Raw genomic sequence first — 18,844 nt, 5'->3', positions numbered from 1 at the left:
CCACGTCAGCACAACTTCGCGCGAATCGGATCGAATCCGTCGCGAAATCGAGTGACCAGCTTCTCAGCAGTGCGTTGAAGCCGTGCTCGATCATCCGTCAACGCATCGCGAATTCCGTCGGCGATTTCCCGCACTTCGACTGTGGCCGGCGTCCCCGCTTCTTCCCATGTCGCGGCGAAAGCAGTCTGCTTCGTAGGGTGGGTCGCCCGTTCCGGATGGCGCACATTGACGCGTGGAAGAGCGAATGCCATCGCAACGATCCTGCCGTGCAGGCTGCTTCCGCAATAGACGCGGCTATGCGCGATCAAAGCGCAGATATCCCAGATATTCAGCGAGGTGAATATCTTCACCGACGGGGCACGCATCCGCGCGAGGATACGCCGGTAGCACACCAGATCGTCATGCCAGGGCGCTGCACCGGCGCGGAACAACACCACGCCAAGGCCGCTTGAAATGACAATCCGATCGAGCTGGGCAGCGATTTCACACAGCGTTTCATCATCACCGAAGTCGGCACTGAACTGCACGGCTATATATTGCTGAGGGAAAGCGTTGAGAATCTGCGAGATCGCGCGATGCGCGGCACGCCGACGAATCTTTGTGCCGAATAATTCCGCCACCATGACAGCGGGATCAGGAACAAGCCGCGTCGCAATGCCCGATGCGTCCAGTAGTGCCTTTGTTTGTGTGTCTCGCACGCTGACGTCATCCGCCGCATTGAGGTGCGCCACTACCTCGGCGCGCATCGCCGGATCACGTACGTTGAGCTCTACGCCGCCGACCGCGTTGTAGAACAGGTGTGCCGCCTGGGGAAATGATTCCGGTGCCAGAGTATAGGGCGCTAATGCCGCTACCCCAAACTTGTCGCGCGCCCATGCAAGCCTGTCTTGCCTCCAGTCAGCGAAGCCTGCAATGGCTTCTTGCAGCTGGTCCCGCCGTGACAACATGACCGCTGCTTCCCAGGCATCACAGGTAAGGAGTTCGCCTCCAACATGAATGATATTCACTGGGCGCTCGCGAAGGGATTTGGCAACTTCAGCGATCGCGCTGACCTGATGGCCGCCGTGCGCGCGCAAGTCTCGTCTCACCAGGCCGGCAAACAGCCAATCGTTACGTGGCAGCATGCGCGCAATCACGTGCGGGAACAGGAGGTCACCGAAGTTATGGCGATCGAATGCGCCAAACAGGACGGTGCGAATGCCTGTTGCTGCGTCGCGTGGCATGAGTGAAACCTTGCACAGATTCTGATGTCAGGGGCAGCACGCGCCCCTTGCTGGTCATAGTACCTTGCGCGAGCGGTTGGTCCGCGCCAGCGTGGTTGGGTTCGGGCAACCGTGTTCCCTGTGTAGGCGTGAGCATGCTCTTCTCATGATTATTTCGGTTGCTCTCGATCCTTCGTGTCACCGAAGACGCTGTACGCCGGGCATGTGCAAGCGTTGCGTCTCATGCACGTACGGTGAGGTGACTCCCACTTTGGTGACAACGATAGACAGTCAGATCCGAATTTCCAATCCGTTTCTTGCTGTGGAAATCGCCCCAGCTTCTGATTCGAACTGCGAAACACACTGCGCGAATTTCACCGCAAGAAACGGGTAGCTGCGGGACATCGCGGCCGATAACGTTCACTCCGGGCGGAGCAATCCCGTTTCGCCGTTTATCAAGCTCAGCAAGGAGTCGAACATGTCGAAGGAAGATGACAACAAGGCGATCGTGGGCCGCTGGTTCACGAGCTTCTGGGGTGAAAAGTGCAACCTCGGTATCGTCGACGAGATCGCCGCGCCGGACATGCTGCTCAAATATTCGCTGCATGAACCGCGCCGTGGCCGCGAAGACATCAAGGCATTCATGAGCGATTTCCGCGCGGCTTTCCCAGACCTCAATTTCTGGGGCGTCACCGGCCTCATCGCTGAAGGCGACTACGTCGTCGGTCAGTGGGAAGGCGGCGGCACGCACACGGGGCCGGCTTTCAGCGACTTTCTGGCAGGATCGCTGCCGGCGCAGACGGGACGCAAGATGCACTTCACGGGCACGACGGTGCTGCGTCTGAAAAACGGCAAGATCGTCGAAGAACTTGGCCTCGACGACGGCGTGACCGCTCTCACGCAACTGGGGCTGATCAAGACGGTCTGAGCGCCGCTGCCGGGCATCGCCGGCCAGGTACTGCTTAACCAGCTTCAGCTTTAACTACTCACACGGCTCGTTGCGCAAGCGGTGGAGAGCGCACCTGGGGGGATTGGACAGCATCCCCTGTCAGGGCGACTCTCCTCTCTACTTGACTCACGCGTGGGCAAACTGCAGGCCGCCGAAATTCTGGATCGTCGGAATCTCGACCTTCGTGTACGTGTCATTCTGGGTGACCGGTGCCACCACGACGGCCGGGCTGGCAAAGCCACCGCCATAAGCAGCGTTGAGGTTGCCGATGTTGAAGTTGCTGCCGCCGCGCACTGCGGACAGTGCCTTGACGGACAGTTCTTCGGAATGAGCGAGGTCTTTGATGGTCAGCGAGGTCATGGTAAATCTCCTGGGAGTTGCTTCGGTTTGGGTGGAAGAGCACTATTCGTTGCGCTCACAGGTACATTCGCATAGGGTGTGCCAACCTCGATCCACGAACCGGCAATGCGGCTCTAACCACATGAAAACAAAGGAAAATAAATATCACCCATGAACTTTTAAAAGGCTGGTGAAGGGGCTGGGAGAAAACCTGTGTCTTGCGATGGCAAACACATTTCGCCGTGACTGTTTGCTTTGACAGGACAGCCCTGATTGACGTGAATGTCAGTGGACACGACTGCCGCTCCCGCGCGCGGATCACCTCGCTTCAGGCCACGAGATTGGTTACCTGCACAATGGTGCGTGGCAACTTGAGGCGATCTCCCGCTGAAGTTGCATTGACATCCGTCTGCCGGCTTCTGTGTGAGATCTTCCGGCCCGGACGCGTTGAAGCACTCCCGCGATCCACTGCCTGGAGTTTCAAAGGAGCCCCTGGGGCATCGGTACGTTTCGAATCGCGTTAAAAGCCAGCTCGTAATTGCAATGCGTGCGTTTTGAACCCCTTTCCAATTGACGCTCGTTCTCCCCCTGAGGGACAGGTGTCAACTTATTTCAGAATGGGCCGGGGAAATAAAAAAGGTCCACCGGAGGAGTGGCCGGTGGACCTTCAAATCCAAACCTCGGTGACAAGTCCGGATAGTTTGGAAGGAAAACGAACGACACTGATCGGGTCCAACCGCTTGGCCCTCACTCTGCACACCCCTGTTATGAAAGCGTCAATTCAGATTCAAGGCGCAATTGCTGTTGGTGTTCACATGCCTGAATCGACCGACGCCCTACCCTGTCGATGCAGTGCTCACTTGTGAACGCCGCGAAAGAGCACACACCTGAGGATCCGACTGCATCCCTGTGAGGGCGACTCTCCCATCCCCTGAACTCATGCCCTGACAAACTGCAGGCCGCCGAAATTCTGGATCGTCGGAATCTCGACCTTCGTGTACGTGTCAACTTGGGTCACCGGGGCCACCACGATGCTCGGACTGGCAAAGCCGCCGCCATAAGCAGCGTTGAAGTTTCCAAAATTGTAGTTGACGCCACCGCGCACAACGGACAGGGCCTTGGCAGACAGTTCTTCGGTGTGAGCGAGGTCGTTGATGGTCAGCGAGTTCATGGTAAATCTCCTGGATCTGCTGCTGTCTGGAAGAGCACGGTTCGTTGCGCAGGCGGTGGAGAGCGCACCTGAGGGGATTGGACAGCATTCCCTGTCAGGGCGACTCTCCTCTCTACTTGACTCACGCGTGGGCAAACTGCACGCCGCCGAAATTCTGGATCGTTGGAATCTCGACCTTCGTGTACGTGTCAATCTGGGTGACTGGTGCCACCACGACGGCCGGGCTGGCGAAGCCGCCGCCATAAGCAGCGTTGAGGTTGCCGATGTTGAAGTTGCTGCCGCCGCGCACTGCGGACAGTGCCTTGACGGACAGTTCTTCGGAATGAGCGAGGTCTTTGATGGTCAGCGAGGTCATGGTAAATCTCCTGGGAATTGCATAGGTTTGGAAGAGCACGATTGATTGCGCAAGCGGTGGAGAGTGCACCTGTGGCGATTAATGGCACTCCCTGTCAGGGCGACTCTCCTTTTCGCTTGACTCACGCGTGGGCAAACTGCAGGCCGCCGAAATTCTGGATCGTCGGAATCTCGACCTTCGTGTACGTGTCATTCTGGGTGACCGGCGCCACCACGACGGCCGGGCTGGCGAAGCCGCCGCCGTAAGCAGCGTTGAGGTTGCCGATGTTGAAGTTGCTGCCGCCGCGCACTGCGGACAGTGCCTTGACGGACAGTTCTTCGGAATGAGCGAGGTCTTTGATGGTCAGCGAGGTCATGGTAAATCTCCTGGGAGTTGCTTCGGTTTGGGTGGAAGAGCACTATTCGTTGCGCTCACAGGTACATTCGCATAGGGTGTGCCAACCTCGATCCACGAACCGGCAATGCGGCTCTAACCACATGAAAACAAAGGAAAATAAATATCACCCATGAACTTTTAAAAGGCTGGTGAAGGGGCTGGGAGAAAAACTGTGTCTTGCGATGGCAAACACATTTCGCCGTGACTGTTTGCTTTGACTGGACAGCCCTGATCTACATGAATGTCAGTTGACGTGACTGCCGCTCCCGCGCGCGGATCACCTTGCTTCAGGCCGCGCGATTGGTTACCTGCTCAACGGTGCGTGGCAGGTTGAGGCGACCTCCCGCTGAAGTCGCATTGACATCCGTCTGCCGGGGTCGTGCCACGCAAATAAAAAAAGCCGGGTTCACAGAACCCGGCTTTCCTCACCACAAAAACTTCAAATCAGAAGCGGTGAATGATGCCCACGCCAACCGCGAACTGGCTACCCGAAGAAGACGGCGTGGTGTTATAACCGTCGCCCAGCGTCGCCGTCGCATCGATGATCTGCCCAGCACCGTTGGTGCCCAGCGTCTTGCCCTTCGCCTTCTGATAAGCCTGCAGCGCATACAGACCGGTACGCTTGGACAGCGAGTAGTACTCGGAGAGGTTGAACTGGTGGTACTGCGCGTTCTCGTCGATACCGTTCGCGCGCGTCGCACGGGTGTAGCTGTAGCCCGCGCCGAAATCCCACGCAGCGGCCGGCTTCCAGTGCAGCACGAGCCCGCCCGTGTTGAAGATCGCCGTGTCGTGGAACTTCGAACCCGTGCCCGGAATGTACTGAACGTTCGAGTACGTGGCCGTCATGTCCCACGCGCTATTGAACGTGTAGCCGCCGCCCACCGCAAAACGCTGCTGCGCCTGCGCGGTCTGATAGCCGTTCGTCAGCGCGGAAACGCCGATCTGCGCGCCGCCGTTCGTGGTGGTCGAATCCGCGCCCCACGCGCCGCCGCCGAGGGTCGAGTTGTTGATCCGCGAGAAGCCGACCGCGAAGCCGATCGGACCCAGCGCGTACTGCGCACCGGTCGTCAACGTCGAGCCCCGGTTGAAGCTGCCCGGCACGCCGCCCAGCGAATACGAACCGCTGACCGTCAGACCGTAGAGCTTCGGCGACGTGTACTCCAGCGTGTTGTTCGTGCGGTAGATCGTGTCGAGGCCGTCGATATCGCCAGGGTGCGCGCCGTAGTAGCCGGTAAGCCAGGTCGTCGGGCTATAAGGCGAGAGCATCTGGTAATACGACGCGTATTGGCGGCCCGCCGTCAACGTGCCGTACGTCGAGTTGGTCACGCCGACCCACGCCTGGCGGCCGAACATCGCGTTGGTGTACTGCTGGGCGCCGGTCGCCGAATTGAAGCCGGATTCGAGCTGGAAGATCGCCTTCGTGCCACCGCCCAGGTCCTCTGCGCCCTTCAGGCCGAAGCGGCTGCCTGCCCACACGCCCGGGGTCATCTTGACCGCCGACTTGCCGCCACTGGTGGCGCCGAGCGATGCCTGATTGTTGGTGTAGGACAGGCCGTTATCGACGATGCCGTACAAAGTCACGCTGCTTTGCGCGAAAGCCGGCACCGCTGCCGCGATCGCTGCGCCAAACAGCACTGCGTCGACTCGTCTGATACTTTTAATCATTCTTAGGATCTCCAGGTTTTACGTCTCGTTGAAATACTTCTTTATCGACACGGCGATTGAGGGTTCGTCGAACCCACCGCACTAGTACCGTTGTGGCTGCAGCAGTCGCTTGACGGTCAATGCCAGCGGCACGGTGAAAAAGATGTGCGACATGAACCCGCCGATAATCACCGCCGGGTCGTAGTAATTCGGGTGGTTATCCGACGCGATCATGATCGCCACATGCATGACGATCCACGCGAGCACCGCGTAGAACAACGCCACCAGCGTCGCTTCGTAGCCGCGCCGGCGGAAGTAAGGCCACACAGCTGCGAACAGCACGCCCCATGCCGCCGCGAACACGAAGTGAATCCCGGTGCCCACGACATACGCCCAGATACCGAGCGACTCCTGCACCTGCTTGCCGAACACGAGGCCGGTCGCGTTGCGCGGAATACCGGCCAGCGGCATCAGATGCTGCGCGCCGACCCACACGAGCGCCTCGTAAATCCAGATGACCACCGCACCGATCAGTCCGCCGATCACACCGGCGCGTAACCTCGCCTTGCAGCCAGGCGACTCCGAATTCGCCGACCTCAAATCCCTGTTGAGGTCCGTTCCACTCACGCCGAAATTGCCACTCATATTTGCTCTCCTCGAAACACGCGTCCCACAACGGATGTCATGCGCAGCAGCAGTGAGTCACGCGGCTTCGCGTGACGCGGCCGCGCACGGGTTCAGGTTTCAGCCACCGGGCTGATCATGAAGCGCGGCGCAACGCATTGGATCTGCATTGCCGCGAATGCGCGAACAAGAGAACGCGCAGCGAAGGTGAGCGCGACAGGTTGCGCGCGTCGATGAGCGGCCGGGTATCGACCGGGTCTGCGAACTTCATGTATGTCTCCGAGAAAATACTTTCCCGCCCCGGATTTCTGTCGAATCCGGGGTCTATCAGTATTGAAGTGAAAACCCGCCTACGCGGGCCGGCAGCGTCGAGCGCCTTACACCGCTTCAGGCACCCTGCGCGTCTTCAGAAATGCTTCGAGGGTTTCGCCTCGCATGCTCGCGTACATGCCAAGGTTCGTGATCTTCACCACGCGCGCGAATTTTTCGAGCACGAAGAAACACACGCCATAGCGAATCAGGCTGATCCAGTCCGTGTTGTCGACCAGCGTGCGTTCTTCCGGCGTGAGGCTGGCCGCGTCGTATGCGGCGCTGCGGTTTTCCAGCCACAGCGCGCGAGCCGGCGCTTCGCGCATCTGCCAGAAGAAGCGGTTCAGGCGCATCGCCTTCATGCTCTGGCGAATATCGAACGGATACGTGCCGGTCAGTTCTTCGACGCCGATCAGTTGCGGGTTCATTGCGCCACCTCATCTTCATAGAGCGTCACGGCCATCGCGGTGCTGGTCGCAAGATAGTAGTTGCGGTGCAGTTCGCGGACCTTCTGACCCAGCGCGCCGCGCATCGCGAGCCACATGATCGTCTCGACACTTTCCGCGCCGCCAAGGCGCACGTAATCGACATGCTTCATCGCCGCGAGACGCTGCGGGTCGTTGACGATCAGGTCGAGAAACTCCATGTCCCAGTCGGTGTTGTTAAAGCCGCTACGCTCGCCGTGCACCTGGTGAGACAGCCCGCCCGTGCCGACCACCACCACATCCAGATCCTCGTCGAACGATTCGATCGCGCGACGCAGCGCCTGCCCCAGCCGGTAGCAGCGGTTCGCGGTGGGCAGCGGATACTGCAGCACGTTGACTTCCATCGGCACCAGTGACATTGGCCAGCCGTGCTCGTCGTGCGGCAACATCAGCGACAGCGGCGAATTGCAGCCGTGGTCGAGCGGACGGTCCTGGAAGATCGTCAGATCGAACTCGTCGGCAACCATCTGCTCGGCGATGTGGATCGCGAGGTCGGGATGGCCCGCGATGCCCGGCAGCGGACGCTTGCCCGCGCCTTCATCCGCGAAGTCGTGACTGGCCGACACGCCCAGCGCGAAGGTCGGATAGCAATCGAAGAAGAAGCTGTTGGCGTGATCGTTGTAGAACATCACCATCACGTCGGGCTTGCGGTCCGCGAGCCATTGCGCGACCGGCTCGTAGCCTTTGAAGAGTGGTGCCCATGCGGGATCGTTCTGCTTGCCCTTGTCGTACGCCAACCCGATTGTGGGCACATGCGACGTGCCGATGCCACCAATGATTCTTGCCATATTCGTTGCCTTCCATTACTTCGTGCTGCGCAGCCAATCGGATAGGTCCGGGTTACCGGGGAGGTAGCCAGCGCGACCATCCTGGGATGCAAAGATAGGAATTGTGCCGTCTGACAGGAAGTGCGGGTAAACCTCAGTCGGCCATCGGGTAATGGGCCGAATCGGCGCCGAGGTGCGCCATGCGGAGCGCGGCGCACCGCTGCAAGCCGCGTGGCGCGTGGCTTCGTCGGTATCCCGAGCCGGCTCGGCGCGCTTCGACCGCGGCCCTCGCCCGCCCACGCGCGATAAACAAAACAGATGACCCGGAAAAGAAGTCGCAAGCCGTTTTACAGGCGTGGTGCAGCGTGGCGCGCGTGGCTATACTTGCGTGCTTCGAACGAGTAGACAACGATGAACGAGACGACCCAGCAGGCGATTGTCCAGACGTTACGCGAGAAGATCCTGGCCGGCGAACTGTCGCCCGGCCAGCGCCTCGTGGAGGCGCAACTCGCGCACTGTCGCCATTCACGATCGCCTTCGACGAAGCCGCGCGCGAGCGCCAGTTCATGATGCTGATGTACGCGCATCGCCAGCATCATGCGATCGTGGATGCGCTGAAAAAAGGCGAAGGCGCGCGCGTGGATGCGTTGATGAAAGAACACACGCACATCTCGAAGGAAAGCCTGAACCTGTCGCTGCCGTCGCTGCATCTGATCGCGGGCGCGGCATGACGCGCGAAACCATTTCCCCGCTCGGCAACGCGGCGTCGGCCAAAGGTCCATCGTCCGTGAGCAGCAAAGACCTGCTCAACCTCGCGCAACTGCGCGCGTTCCGACTCGTCGCCGAAATGGGCAGCGCGACACGCGCGGCGGCCGCGCTGTTTCGCGCGCAGTCGGCGGTCACGCGCTCGGTGCAGGAACTGGAGTCGGCGCTCGGCGAGCCGCTGTTCGACCGCGGCCCTTCAGGCATGTTGCCGACTCCGGTCGGCCGCGCGGTGCTGCATCGTTGCGAGCGGATTTTTGCGGAACTGGAAGAGCTCGCGCAGTGGTGCGCCGCGCGTCAGGCGCGCCGCCGGTCCGCGGCGGAAGGCGCATTGCCGGCTTATCTGCTCAACACGCGGCGGCTGCAACTGTTCGCGGCGCTCGCGCGGCATCGGCACATGCCGAGCGCCGCGAAGACCTTCGGCATCAGTCAACCTGCGGTGAGCACCGCGATTCGCGTGCTGGAGAGCGGCTCGGGTCTGAGTCTGTTTCATCGAAGCCCGCGCGGCATCCTGCTCACCACCGAAGGCGAAACGTTTCTGCTGCATGTGCGCCGCGCGTTGAACGAGTTGCGCCACGTGCCCGACGATATCGCCGCATTGCACGGCAAGATTCAGGGCTCGGTGACCGTCGGCGCATTGCCGCTCGGGCGCACGCTGATCCTGCCCAAAGCGATCGCGCGGATGACCTCGGAAAATCCGGGCGTGCGGGTGGTCACCGACGAAAGCTCCTACGAGACGCTGGTGGCGGGTCTGCGAGCGGGCGACATCGACTTCATTCTCGGCGCGCTGCGCGACAACGACGCCACGAGCGGCCTGAAGAACGAGCGCCTGACGTCGGAAGACATGGTGGTGCTGGTGCGTCGCGATCATCCGCTCGCGCGCGCACGCGACCTGACCATCATCGGCTTGCGTGACGCGCAATGGATCCTTCCCCGCAGCAATTCGCCAGCGCGCGGGCTGTTCGAAGCGCAATTCAAGCGGATGAAAGTGAAGCCACCAATGCCTACGGTCGAGACCGCCGACCTTGCGGTCATACGCGGGCTGCTGCTCGGCACGGACATGGCCGCCGCGCTGTCGGCGCAGCAGTTGCATCATGAGGTTCAGTCCGGACAACTGGTGGTGCTCGACGTGCAGTTGCACAATACCCGGCGCGATATCGGCCTGACCGTGCGCGCGGCGGGCACGCCGTCGCCGGCCGCGCGCGCGTTGATCGATGCGATTCGCCTGTCGGTGGTCGATGTGACGCGCGCGGTCAGCATCGGCGCGAACTAGCCGTTACGTAGTAGCTATTTACCTCGGCAGTCGCCGCGTTCATTCCGGCAGGCCGTCGAAGAAAGCGCGCCAGTCGAATGGCGTGGGCAGTGTACCGTAGTCGATGCCAGCCGCCTGCATCGCATCCACGATGCTGTCCTGCAGACGCGCGGACGCGTCGCTCATGAACGGCGTGATGCCGGCCTCCCGCAGCGTTTGCGAGACTTCGCGCATTTCCGCCGCGCGCCGGCGGCCATGTTCGGCGACGCGGCTGACCAGATAGCCGGGCACGTCGGCACCGTCGCGCATCTTGCCGAACGTTTCGGCGAGCGATGCCAGTACGATCGACTCGGCATCGTAGTGGCGCGCGGCGCGCAGACATTCGACGCTCAACGCTTCGATGCCCTTGATCATCACGCTGCGGCACATCTTCGCCGCCGATGCCACGCCGACCTTCTCCGACACCGCTCGCGCATTGAAGCCCAACGCGTTGAGCAGCGGCGCGACGCGCGCGGCATCGGCGCCGCCCAGTAACATCGGCACGGCGAGGCCATAAGGCGGCACGGGCGCCATCACGGCCGCTTCGACGTAGCGCGCGCCCGCGCCCTCGATGCAGGCCTGCGCTTGCTGCCTGGTCTGCGGCGAGACCGAGTTGATGTCCAGGCAAACCTGCCCGGCTTCGATACAGCGCGCGACCTCCTGCGCCACTTCGAGGTCCGCTTCCGCAGTCACCGCCGATACGACGACTTGCGCGCCGTCGAGCGCGCTCTGCAACGTGTCGGCCACACGGACGCCCGCAGCCTGCGCCTTGTCACGCAGCGCGTCGCGGCGCAGATCGAACATCGACACCTGCACGCCTTTCGCCGCAAGCGCCGCGCCGAGTATCCCGCCGGCCTCGCCGAAGCCAACGAAGGCCACGACATCGATGCGTGCAGGGCCGCTCATCGCCACACCTCCGATACGAAACAAGCCATCCCGGTTGCGCCGTTCAGGCGCCGCCGGGTCGTAGGTAGCATTGCCTGGTCTGCCATATCCAACCCACCCGTTTTCACTATGTGTCAGTCACCATTGTAGGGTTCGAAAGTGTTTTGCAAGTACTTAAAGCGACGTGCAATGCCATCTCATCTGTTTATCGGTCAGGCGAAACATCAAGCTCTCCGCAATTCACTACATGGTTGAAACGAACCCGATCAAGCTCGCGAACATGCAGCGCGAAACGATGCCCGCCGCGCTTTTCTGCTACAAAATACAAGCTCTGCCCTACTGACACATGAACAAGGTGAGACGATGAATCAGGAACAGTGGAACGCGATGGACGAATATCTGACGAGCCAGCTGCTAGCACCGGACGCCGCGCTCGATGCCGCCCTGGACGCCAGTGCCGCAGCCGGTCTGCCGTCGATCAACGTGGCGCCGAATCAGGGCAAGCTGCTCCATCTGCTGGCTAAGCTGCGCGGCGCGCGCCGCATCCTCGAAGTCGGCACGCTTGGCGGCTATAGCACGATCTGGCTGGCAAGAGCGCTGCCATCGGACGGGCGCCTCATCTCGCTCGAAGTGGATCCCGATAACGCGGCGGTGGCGCGGGCCAACATCGAGCGCGCGGGTTTGTCGGGCATCGTCTCGATCGTGATCGGCGCCGCGGCGCAAACACTCGCCAAGTTCGTCACGGATGGCGTCGAGCCTTTCGACATGATTTTTCTCGACGCCGACAAGAAGAGCTACCCCGAGTATCTACGCCTGTCGCTGCAACTGAGCCGGCCCGGCACCGTGATCGTCGGCGACAATGTGATCCGCAGGGGGCGGATCGCCGATCTGGAGAGCACCGACCCCGACGTCATCGGCCTGCATGAATTTTTCAGGCTGCTCGCGACGAATCCCCGGCTCGACTCGACGGCGGTTCAAACCGTCGGCTCGAAAGGATGGGATGGCTTTTCGATGTCGATCGTATCGGCCTAGCGCAAGCGAATCGACCTGGGTGACTTCGTCATGACCCTGCGAAGAAGCATAAGCATTTGGACAGTTTGATGACACGGCATACGCAATGAAGATATGGAATCCTTGCCATAGATAAGGCGTGGCCGTGGCACAAACGCTGGCATTTCTCTGGCAATATAGGGCGCGCCGGCTCGGCCAACCACGCCGCCCCTCAATGACGCCCGGAGAAAATACCAATGAATAAACGCCAATTCCTGACCAGCGCGGCGGTATTGAGCGCAACGGCCGCGCCCGCGTTCGGCAGCAAGCGCGTGCGCAACGAAACCTGCCCGCCATCCCCGGTGATCCTGACGATCTCCGGCACGATCAAGCGCCACAATCGCGGCGCGCTCGATCCGGCATTCGACCAGTTGCTGGCGAAGCACCAGGTGAAATTTTCGGAAGCGTATGGCGTCGATCTGTCTTTGCTCGCCGGCATGAAGGCGGTGACGATCAAGCCCACCACCGAGTACGACTCCCGCCAGCACACCTTCAGCGGCCCGTTGCTGACCGACGTGCTCGAACACGTCGGTGCGCCGAGCGCGGGCAGCACGCAAATCCTGATGCACGCGATCGACGGCTATGCGGTGATGACGACGCTCGACACAGTGCGCTCGTACCGCTTCATCGTGGCCACGCAGATGGATGGCAAGCCGCTGCCACTCAGCGGCGTCGGGCCGCTATGGGCGATCTACGACGCGGACAATATCCCCGCGTTGTCGGCCAAGCCGCTCAAAGACCGCTTCGAGCTGTCTCCGTGGGGGCTTTATCATTTGCAGGCGATTCAGGCGTAGCGGCGCCGAACCGCTCGACGCACGCCTGCCTCACCCGCTCGACCGACATCGGCCAATCCTCACCCGCCGCGCGGTGGAACAGGCGCAGCGTGTGCGGATACCACGGTGAATCGTCGCGCCCGTGCAGCCAGCGCCAGTCGATATCTCTTTCCGGCAGCATCACCCAGCACGGTTTTCCCAGCGACGCGGCCAGATGCGCGATGGACGTATCCACGCAAATCACCAGATCGAGTTGCGCGACGATCGCGGCGCTGTCCGCGAAATCCGTCACCTTCGCCCCGAGGTCGAGCAGCGGCTGACCGGCTGGCGGATCACGCGCTTCGTCCTCGCCCTGCCCCTTTTGCAGACTCGCGAAGCTCAGCCCGGGCACGCTCCAGAGCGGCGCGAGCGTAGCCAGCGAAGGGATCGAGCGATTCGCGTCGTTATGGTGTTTCGCGTTGCCCTTCCAGACCAGACCGATCCTGCGGCCGGGCGGCAGCGCATCCAGCGCCGGCCGCCACTGCTCGACGAGCGCCGGCTCGAGCGCGAACTGCGCGGCGTGCGGAATCGTGTCGATGGTCGTGCGCAGATATAGCGGCGCGCTCAGCAGACTCATCCAGCAGTCGTAACTCGACGCGCCCGCCAACGCGGCGTCGTGATCGAGCACGGCATCGACGCCATCGACGCGAGCCATCAACCGATGCAGCGCCGGCGCGCACGCGAAGGCGATATGCGCGGCCCCTTGCGCTTTCAGCAACACGAAATAGCGGCTGAACTGCAGCATGTCGCCGAGGCCGTCTTCCTGCCAGACCAGCAGGGACTTGCCGGCGAGCGTCTCGCCCGACCACTGCGGACAACTGAGCATCGCGCGGGTCTTGTGATGAACGAAAGAAGGCTCATCGTAGCGGCACTCGTACTGCCGCCAGCCTTCTTCGAAGCGACCCATGCGGAGCAGCAACACGGCCAGACCGAAGCGGGCGTCGCCATAATCCGCACGTAAAGCGAGCGCCTGGCGGTATGCGCTTTCGGCCTCGGGCAAGCGCTTGAGTTGCGCTAACGCGTGGCCGAGGTTGGAGTGCGCCTCGGCCAGTTCGGGACACACCTCAAGCGCCTGTCGAAAGGCGTCGATCGCTTCGGGGAAACGATCGAGCACACGCAGCACACAGCCCAGATTGTTATGTGCCTGGACGATGCCGGGCTGCCAGCGGATCGCTTCACGGTAAGCCTGCTCGGCGTCGGCATAGCGCTCCAGCTTGAACAGCGCGATGCCGAGGTTGTAGTGCGCGTGGGCATAGTCGGGGCGGCAGGCGATCGCTTCGCGGCAGGCCGCCTCGGCTTCCGGCAGACGCTCGAGGTCCGCCAGCACCGCGCCGAGGTTCAGATGAGCCTCCGCGTAGTCAGGCCGGATAGCCAGCGCCAGCCGGCAAGCCAGTTCTGCTTCCACCAGCCGGTGCGCCGCCTTCAGCACCCCGCCGAGGTTATTGAGCGCTTCCGGATACTGCGGCCGGAGGGTCAGCGCCTCGCGGTACGCCGCGTCGGCCTCGGCGGGGCGGCCGAGTTCCACCAGCACGTTGCCGAGGTTGTTGTGCACCTCGGCACAGCCGTGCAGTCCGCGCAGTGCGTGGCGATAAGCCGCTTCGGCTTCGTGCGGGCGGCGCAGATCGCACAGCACGATGCCGCGGTTGTAGTGGGCCTCCGCATAGTCGGGGCGAAGCGCCAGCGCCTCGCGATACGACGCTTCCGCATCTTCCTTGTAACCGAGCCCGTACAGCACGTTGCCAAGATGATGATGGGTGTCGGCCTGATCCGGTCGCAACGAGACCAGTTGCCGATACATCGCCTTGGCGGCGGACAGGCGCCCGAGCGACTTGAACAGCGAGCCGAGACTGCCGTACACCTCGGCATAGCCCGGCTTGACACGCAAACACTGGCGCCAATGGTTTTCCGCATCGACCGCGTTGCGCAACGCGAAACAACACGCGCCCGCGATATTCAGCGCGTCGGCCCGCGTGTCGTTCGGCAACGTTGCGTCGTCGAGCAACGGCGTCACCATCGACAAAGCCTCCGCGAACTGTCCGGCCGAACACAACGCGACGGCGTGCTGGTTGATGTCGGCTGTCGCGGAGGCGAGCGTCTGCGTGGGCGTCATAAGTCGTGGTGAGTGGAGTCGGCGGGGGCCCGGTGTGTTCCGGCGTTCCATGCAGCTCGCAGCTTACGGGATTCGGCGCGCTTCCAGCGGGCAGAAATGAGCGGCTTTTTGCCGTCTGATCCACTGCTATAACCAGCATCACGCGAGAAAGGATCAGGCGGCAATGCCAGAATCGCCCCGCCTTTCTCCCGATCGGGCAATGGCCCCGGCACGGTGATTTTCGGCGACGGCACCGGCTGGAAAACGCTCGATCTGCGCAGCACGTACACACCGGTGACGACCCAGGCGGGACTCGCGAATCACGCCCTGAGCTTCGGCTGTCACTACGACAACTATTTCCTCGACAACCAGAGCTACAACACGCTCAACTGGCGCGACGGCGAAGCGACGTCGTTTGCCAACGCGTTCGTCGGCAAGACGCAGACCCAGGCGCTGTACGCGCAGGACGCATGGCGTTTTCTGCCGCGCTGGAAGCTCGTCTACGGCGTGCGCTATGAAGACTGGCAGGCCTATGGCGGATCGCAGGCGCTGCCCGGCAAGACCATTGCGTTTAGCGATGCGAGCCAGCGCCACTTCTCGCCGAAAGCGTCGCTGTCGTTCGACGTCAGCGACGACCTGAGCTTGCGCGCTTCCATCGGCCGCGCTTACCGGTTTCCGACCGTCGGCGAAATGTTCCAGGGGCAAATCAACGGCTCGTCGAGGCCTCGTTGCGCTGGGCATCGTCTGCACGTTTACGCTATATTTTGCTCGATTATGATCGATTGACAGACGACGGCAAGGTGGACAAATGCAGCGAACACGGGAAGAAGCCATGCACGGACTGCTGCCCGAGCAGCGCGAGCAGGTGATTCTGGAGCGGTTGCGTACGCACGGGCGCGTGCTGGCAGCGGCGCTCGCGGCTGAGCTCCAGACCTCGGAGCACACGGTGCGCCGCCATTTGCGCGAGCTGGCTGACCAGGGACACTGCAAGCGCGTGTACGGCGGCGCCCTGCTGATCTCGCCCGCCGACAAGCCCGCCGCGGTTCGCATGAGCGAAGCCGCGGATCGCAAGGCCTGCCTCGCGGCCGCGGCGGCGTCGATCGTCCGCCCGAAGCAGATCATTCTGCTGGACGCCGGTTCGACCAACGTCGCGATCGCGGCGGCGCTGCCCGATAACGCGGACCTGACCGTCGTGACGAATTCGCCCGAGGCGTGCACCCGCTTGCTGAACCGGCCCGGTTTCGACGTGATTCTCGTCGGCGGGCGCATTGCGCGCGGCGCGGCGGGCTCGCTCGGCGCGACCGCCCTGCTGCAAATCCAGCAAGTCCGCGCCGACCTGTGCTTCCTCGGCGCATGCGCGCTCGACCCCGACGAAGGCGTCGCCGCGTTCGACGCCGAAGACGCCGAACTCAAACGGGCGATGGTGAAAGCAAGCGGTCAGATCGCCATCGCGCTGACCTCGGAAAAGCTGATGACTGCGGCGCCTTTCGCGGTTGCGCCGGCAGCGGCGATCGACTATCTGTTTGTCGAAGCCGACGTGCCGGCCGCGCGGCTGGCGAGTCTCGAAGCGGTCTGCGACAACGTGAGGGTGGCGCGCTCATGACCTCAATCGCCGCAGCGCACGTCAAGCCACTCAAGGAGCGCATCGCGACCGTCGGCGTGTTTCTCGCCAACGGCTTCGGCATCGGCGCGTGGGCCGTCGAAGTGCCGCGCATCAAGGAAAGCCTGTCGCTCAGCGACACATCGCTCGGCATCGCGTTGTTCGCGTTTGCGCTGGGCGCCATCGTCGCCATGCCGCTGGCGGGACAACTCGCGCCGCGCTTCGGCAGCGGCCGCGCGACCGCGCTGCTCGGCGCCGCGTTCGCCCTCGCGCTGCCGTTGCCCGCGTTCGCGCCCAACATAGCCGCGCTCTGCATCCTGCTGTTCGCACTCGGGGCGGCGAACGGCGCGCTCGACGTGTCGATGAACGGGCACGCCAGCACCATCGAAACGCAGTGGCGCGCGCCGATCATGTCCTCGTTTCATGCGGCCTGGAGCGCGGGCGGGCTGCTCGGCGCGGCAACCGGCGCGATGCTGCAAAAAGGCGGCGTCGGCGTGACCGGCGGCCTGCTGGCGCCGGACCTGTTCATCGCAGTCCTGATCGTCTGCGCCGCGGTGCTGGCCTTGCGCGATCTCGGTCCCCGTGTGACCGCGACGTCCAGCGGATTCGCGTGGCCCAGCGGCGGCGTGATAAAACTGGCGCTGCTCGCATTCCTCTGCATGCTGGTGGAAGGCGCGGTGGCCGACTGGAGCGCGGTGTACTTGCGCTCGACATTGAGCCAGGAGGCCAGCGTCGCCGCGATCGGCTATTCCGCGTTTGCGTTCTCGATGGCGGCCTGCCGCATCGTCGGCGATGTGTCCGTGCGCCGCTTCGGTTCGAGCAGGGTCGTCGCGCTCGGCGGTTTGATTGCGGTGGCCGGCCTCGCGTTGGTGCTGAGTCTGCCGACGGTGCTGACCGCTTGCGTGGGTTTCGCGATGGTCGGTGTCGGCCTCGCGAATATCGTCCCGGTGATTTTCAGCGCGGCGGGCCGCTCGACCGTCACGCCGGCGACCGGTGTGTCGATGGCGGCTACAGCGGGCTATGCCGGCTTCCTGGTCGGGCCGCCGTTGATCGGCCTGGGTGCGGGCCTGCTCGGCTTGCGCGTCGCGTTGTGCGTGCTCGTGATGGCTACGTTGATCGTCTGCCTGCTCGGCGGCAGAGCTGTGCGGAGCGCGCGGCTCGCGTAGAGCGGCAGCGGGCTGTTAATGATTGCCGGCAAGACCGCTAGAGCGAATTTTATTTTGTCTCTTTGTCCAGCATCGCGACCGGCTTGCGACCGAGCGCTGTACCGCGTTCGGCATGCAGACCCAACGGCCAGCTAATCGCGCCGAGCAGCGAGCGCGGTTGCGCGCCATCCTTGAGCCCCGTAGCCGGCCATTCATGCTTTGCCGGCACCCACAGCGTGCCGAACAGGTGATCCCACAGCGGCAGCAGTTGCGTGAAGTTGTGATCCAGATGCTCGGCGCGGATCGAGTGATGCAGGCGGTGATATTGCGGATTGTTGACCCATGTGACGTAGCGGCCAAGGTCCACGCGCAGATTCAGATGCGCGAAAGCATTGCCGAACATGAACACGAAGGAAGTCGCCCCGACGATCCACGGTTCGACCTTGAACAGCACGCCCACCAGCGGATAGAGCAGACAACCCTTGATCAGAACTTCAAGCCAGTGATGCCGCAGCGTTACCGTGACATTGAAGTCGACCGCGCTATGGTGCAGCGAATGCAGCTTCCACAGCACGGGCCATGTGTGCTGCAAGCGGTGAAACGCGTATTCGAGCAGATCGATGGTCAGCAGCACGATCACGAACGACGCCAGCGCGCCCCATCCCCGCGACACCAGCACGACCATGCCGCCGCCGAGCGCGTTCACGATTGCGACGCTAGCCACCGCCGTCAGCGGCTTGACCGCCTCCGTGAGCGCCAGATACAAGCCCGCATACACCATGTTCAAACGCTGCCCCGAGCGCGATTGCAGCAACGCGGCGGGCCAACGCCGCTCCAGCGACGCACCCACGGCCATCATCACCAGCACGAGCGCATAGGCTTGCAGCCAAACGCTTGCGTGGTGCAGCAGACCAGCAAACTGGCTTGACGCAAACATGTGATTCCCCGGTGAATACGGCGCATCGAGGGCTCCTGGGCGCGCAACCGTCC

20 protein-coding genes and 1 pseudogene are annotated in these 18,844 nt (G+C 62.6%); 9 read left to right on the top strand and 12 right to left on the bottom strand.

Annotated elements, in window-relative coordinates:
* Positions 1-5: 5 nt before the first annotated feature.
* Complete coding sequence (locus HV744_RS17295) at positions 6-1,223, bottom strand: polysaccharide pyruvyl transferase family protein (RefSeq protein WP_175150694.1); 1,218 nt, start codon at positions 1,221-1,223, stop codon at positions 6-8.
* Positions 1,224-1,680: 457 nt separating this feature from the next.
* On the opposite strand from HV744_RS17295, the gene HV744_RS17290 reads away from it, so the two are divergent.
* A complete protein-coding gene (locus HV744_RS17290; RefSeq protein WP_175150693.1) occupies positions 1,681-2,130 on the top strand; it encodes an ester cyclase in 450 nt (149 codons plus the stop codon).
* A 147-nt stretch (positions 2,131-2,277) separates the two neighbouring features.
* Here the strand turns inward: HV744_RS17290 and HV744_RS17285 are convergent, their stop codons facing one another.
* From HV744_RS17285 to HV744_RS17250, 8 genes are all read right to left on the bottom strand, one after another.
* Entirely contained in the window at positions 2,278-2,511 is a 234-nt protein-coding gene (locus HV744_RS17285; RefSeq protein ID WP_175150690.1) for a hypothetical protein, read from the bottom strand.
* 916 nt (positions 2,512-3,427) lie between these two features.
* Positions 3,428-3,661, bottom strand: coding sequence for a hypothetical protein (locus HV744_RS17280; protein WP_175150692.1), 234 nt, complete (start codon positions 3,659-3,661; stop codon positions 3,428-3,430).
* A gap of 121 nt (positions 3,662-3,782) precedes the next feature.
* The gene (locus HV744_RS17275; RefSeq protein WP_175150691.1) at positions 3,783-4,016 is read right to left on the bottom strand and encodes a hypothetical protein; all 234 of its coding nucleotides are present in this window, start codon (positions 4,014-4,016) and stop codon (positions 3,783-3,785) included.
* 121 nt (positions 4,017-4,137) lie between these two features.
* On the bottom strand, positions 4,138-4,371 hold the full coding sequence (locus HV744_RS17270; protein WP_175150690.1) for a hypothetical protein: 234 nt from the start codon (positions 4,369-4,371) through the stop codon (positions 4,138-4,140).
* 464 nt (positions 4,372-4,835) lie between these two features.
* Positions 4,836-6,056: a porin gene (locus HV744_RS17265; protein ID WP_175150689.1), complete on the bottom strand. Its 1,221-nt coding sequence runs from the start codon at positions 6,054-6,056 to the stop codon at positions 4,836-4,838.
* A gap of 81 nt (positions 6,057-6,137) precedes the next feature.
* Complete coding sequence (locus tag HV744_RS17260) at positions 6,138-6,680, bottom strand: hypothetical protein (protein ID WP_175150688.1); 543 nt, start codon at positions 6,678-6,680, stop codon at positions 6,138-6,140.
* 356 nt (positions 6,681-7,036) lie between these two features.
* Positions 7,037-7,396, bottom strand: a complete 360-nt coding sequence (locus HV744_RS17255) for a protocatechuate 3,4-dioxygenase (RefSeq protein ID WP_175150687.1) — start codon at positions 7,394-7,396, stop codon at positions 7,037-7,039.
* Positions 7,393-8,241, bottom strand: coding sequence for a gallate dioxygenase (locus tag HV744_RS17250; protein ID WP_175150686.1), 849 nt, complete (start codon positions 8,239-8,241; stop codon positions 7,393-7,395). The genes HV744_RS17255 and HV744_RS17250 overlap by 4 nt, the downstream gene beginning before the upstream one ends.
* Positions 8,242-8,631: 390 nt before the next feature.
* Between HV744_RS17250 and HV744_RS37340 the strand changes: the two genes are divergently transcribed.
* The 3 genes from HV744_RS37340 to HV744_RS17240 are packed head-to-tail and all read left to right on the top strand — an operon-like array spanning position 8,632 to position 10,255.
* Positions 8,632-8,790 (top strand): GntR family transcriptional regulator, encoded by a 159-nt coding sequence (locus HV744_RS37340; protein WP_246279076.1) that lies wholly within the window; start codon positions 8,632-8,634, stop codon positions 8,788-8,790.
* Positions 8,787-8,951: a hypothetical protein gene (locus tag HV744_RS37335; RefSeq protein ID WP_246279075.1), complete on the top strand. Its 165-nt coding sequence runs from the start codon at positions 8,787-8,789 to the stop codon at positions 8,949-8,951. The genes HV744_RS37340 and HV744_RS37335 overlap by 4 nt, the downstream gene beginning before the upstream one ends.
* The gene (locus HV744_RS17240; protein WP_175150685.1) at positions 8,948-10,255 is read left to right on the top strand and encodes a LysR family transcriptional regulator; all 1,308 of its coding nucleotides are present in this window, start codon (positions 8,948-8,950) and stop codon (positions 10,253-10,255) included. The genes HV744_RS37335 and HV744_RS17240 overlap by 4 nt, the downstream gene beginning before the upstream one ends.
* Before the next feature lie 39 nt (positions 10,256-10,294).
* Here the strand turns inward: HV744_RS17240 and HV744_RS17235 are convergent, their stop codons facing one another.
* A complete protein-coding gene (locus HV744_RS17235) occupies positions 10,295-11,179 on the bottom strand; it encodes an NAD(P)-dependent oxidoreductase (protein WP_175150684.1) in 885 nt (294 codons plus the stop codon).
* A gap of 342 nt (positions 11,180-11,521) precedes the next feature.
* Here HV744_RS17235 and HV744_RS17230 point away from each other — a divergent pair, with 342 nt between their 5' ends.
* Complete coding sequence (locus HV744_RS17230; protein WP_175150683.1) at positions 11,522-12,190, top strand: O-methyltransferase; 669 nt, start codon at positions 11,522-11,524, stop codon at positions 12,188-12,190.
* 215 nt (positions 12,191-12,405) lie between these two features.
* The gene (locus HV744_RS17225) at positions 12,406-13,002 is read left to right on the top strand and encodes a putative pterin-binding protein (RefSeq protein ID WP_175150682.1); all 597 of its coding nucleotides are present in this window, start codon (positions 12,406-12,408) and stop codon (positions 13,000-13,002) included.
* Here the strand turns inward: HV744_RS17225 and HV744_RS17220 are convergent.
* A complete protein-coding gene (locus HV744_RS17220; RefSeq protein WP_175150681.1) occupies positions 12,941-15,130 on the bottom strand; it encodes a tetratricopeptide repeat protein in 2,190 nt (729 codons plus the stop codon). The two genes, HV744_RS17225 and HV744_RS17220, sit on opposite strands and share 62 nt — an antisense overlap.
* Before the next feature lie 195 nt (positions 15,131-15,325).
* Here HV744_RS17220 and HV744_RS17215 point away from each other — a divergent pair.
* The 3 genes and pseudogenes from HV744_RS17215 to HV744_RS17205 all read left to right on the top strand — a co-directional run.
* A pseudogene (locus HV744_RS17215) lies at positions 15,326-15,829 on the top strand (TonB-dependent receptor domain-containing protein); the annotation flags it as partial.
* Positions 15,830-15,917: 88 nt separating this feature from the next.
* Positions 15,918-16,712: a DeoR/GlpR family DNA-binding transcription regulator gene (locus HV744_RS17210; RefSeq protein WP_175150680.1), complete on the top strand. Its 795-nt coding sequence runs from the start codon at positions 15,918-15,920 to the stop codon at positions 16,710-16,712.
* Positions 16,709-17,875: an MFS transporter gene (locus tag HV744_RS17205; RefSeq protein WP_175150679.1), complete on the top strand. Its 1,167-nt coding sequence runs from the start codon at positions 16,709-16,711 to the stop codon at positions 17,873-17,875. The genes HV744_RS17210 and HV744_RS17205 overlap by 4 nt, the downstream gene beginning before the upstream one ends.
* A 49-nt stretch (positions 17,876-17,924) precedes the next feature.
* On the opposite strand, the gene HV744_RS17200 is transcribed toward HV744_RS17205, so the two are convergent.
* Positions 17,925-18,791 carry a sterol desaturase family protein gene (locus HV744_RS17200; RefSeq protein ID WP_175150678.1) on the bottom strand — a complete coding sequence of 289 codons (867 nt, stop codon included), beginning with the start codon at positions 18,789-18,791 and terminating at the stop codon, positions 17,925-17,927.
* Positions 18,792-18,844 lie beyond the last annotated feature (53 nt).

The organism is Paraburkholderia ultramafica (assembly GCF_902859915.1).
Taxonomy (GTDB): Bacteria; Pseudomonadota; Gammaproteobacteria; order Burkholderiales; family Burkholderiaceae; genus Paraburkholderia; species Paraburkholderia ultramafica.
The sequence above is the reverse complement of the archived record's forward strand: the minus strand, read 5'-3'. Positions and strand labels throughout refer to the sequence as shown.

What these genes read in the sequence shown, in the direction of transcription:
- HV744_RS17265 (WP_175150689.1), bottom strand. Translation starts at nt 6,056, where the DNA reads ATGATTAAAAGTATCAGACGAGTCGACGCAGTGCTGTTTGGCGCAGCG.
- HV744_RS17225 (WP_175150682.1), top strand. Translation starts at nt 12,406, where the DNA reads ATGAATAAACGCCAATTCCTGACCAGCGCGGCGGTATTGAGCGCAACG.
- HV744_RS37335 (WP_246279075.1), top strand. Translation starts at nt 8,787, where the DNA reads ATGATGCTGATGTACGCGCATCGCCAGCATCATGCGATCGTGGATGCG.
- HV744_RS17290 (WP_175150693.1), top strand. Translation starts at nt 1,681, where the DNA reads ATGTCGAAGGAAGATGACAACAAGGCGATCGTGGGCCGCTGGTTCACG.
- HV744_RS17220 (WP_175150681.1), bottom strand. Translation starts at nt 15,130, where the DNA reads ATGACGCCCACGCAGACGCTCGCCTCCGCGACAGCCGACATCAACCAG.
- HV744_RS17295 (WP_175150694.1), bottom strand. Translation starts at nt 1,223, where the DNA reads ATGCCACGCGACGCAGCAACAGGCATTCGCACCGTCCTGTTTGGCGCA.
- HV744_RS17285 (WP_175150690.1), bottom strand. Translation starts at nt 2,511, where the DNA reads ATGACCTCGCTGACCATCAAAGACCTCGCTCATTCCGAAGAACTGTCC.
- HV744_RS17205 (WP_175150679.1), top strand. Translation starts at nt 16,709, where the DNA reads ATGACCTCAATCGCCGCAGCGCACGTCAAGCCACTCAAGGAGCGCATC.
- HV744_RS17255 (WP_175150687.1), bottom strand. Translation starts at nt 7,396, where the DNA reads ATGAACCCGCAACTGATCGGCGTCGAAGAACTGACCGGCACGTATCCG.
- HV744_RS17230 (WP_175150683.1), top strand. Translation starts at nt 11,522, where the DNA reads ATGAATCAGGAACAGTGGAACGCGATGGACGAATATCTGACGAGCCAG.
- HV744_RS17260 (WP_175150688.1), bottom strand. Translation starts at nt 6,680, where the DNA reads ATGAGTGGCAATTTCGGCGTGAGTGGAACGGACCTCAACAGGGATTTG.
- HV744_RS17270 (WP_175150690.1), bottom strand. Translation starts at nt 4,371, where the DNA reads ATGACCTCGCTGACCATCAAAGACCTCGCTCATTCCGAAGAACTGTCC.
- HV744_RS17235 (WP_175150684.1), bottom strand. Translation starts at nt 11,179, where the DNA reads ATGAGCGGCCCTGCACGCATCGATGTCGTGGCCTTCGTTGGCTTCGGC.
- HV744_RS17250 (WP_175150686.1), bottom strand. Translation starts at nt 8,241, where the DNA reads ATGGCAAGAATCATTGGTGGCATCGGCACGTCGCATGTGCCCACAATC.
- HV744_RS17280 (WP_175150692.1), bottom strand. Translation starts at nt 3,661, where the DNA reads ATGAACTCGCTGACCATCAACGACCTCGCTCACACCGAAGAACTGTCT.
- HV744_RS37340 (WP_246279076.1), top strand. Translation starts at nt 8,632, where the DNA reads ATGAACGAGACGACCCAGCAGGCGATTGTCCAGACGTTACGCGAGAAG.
- HV744_RS17275 (WP_175150691.1), bottom strand. Translation starts at nt 4,016, where the DNA reads ATGACCTCGCTGACCATCAAAGACCTCGCTCATTCCGAAGAACTGTCC.
- HV744_RS17210 (WP_175150680.1), top strand. Translation starts at nt 15,918, where the DNA reads ATGCAGCGAACACGGGAAGAAGCCATGCACGGACTGCTGCCCGAGCAG.
- HV744_RS17240 (WP_175150685.1), top strand. Translation starts at nt 8,948, where the DNA reads ATGACGCGCGAAACCATTTCCCCGCTCGGCAACGCGGCGTCGGCCAAA.
- HV744_RS17200 (WP_175150678.1), bottom strand. Translation starts at nt 18,791, where the DNA reads ATGTTTGCGTCAAGCCAGTTTGCTGGTCTGCTGCACCACGCAAGCGTT.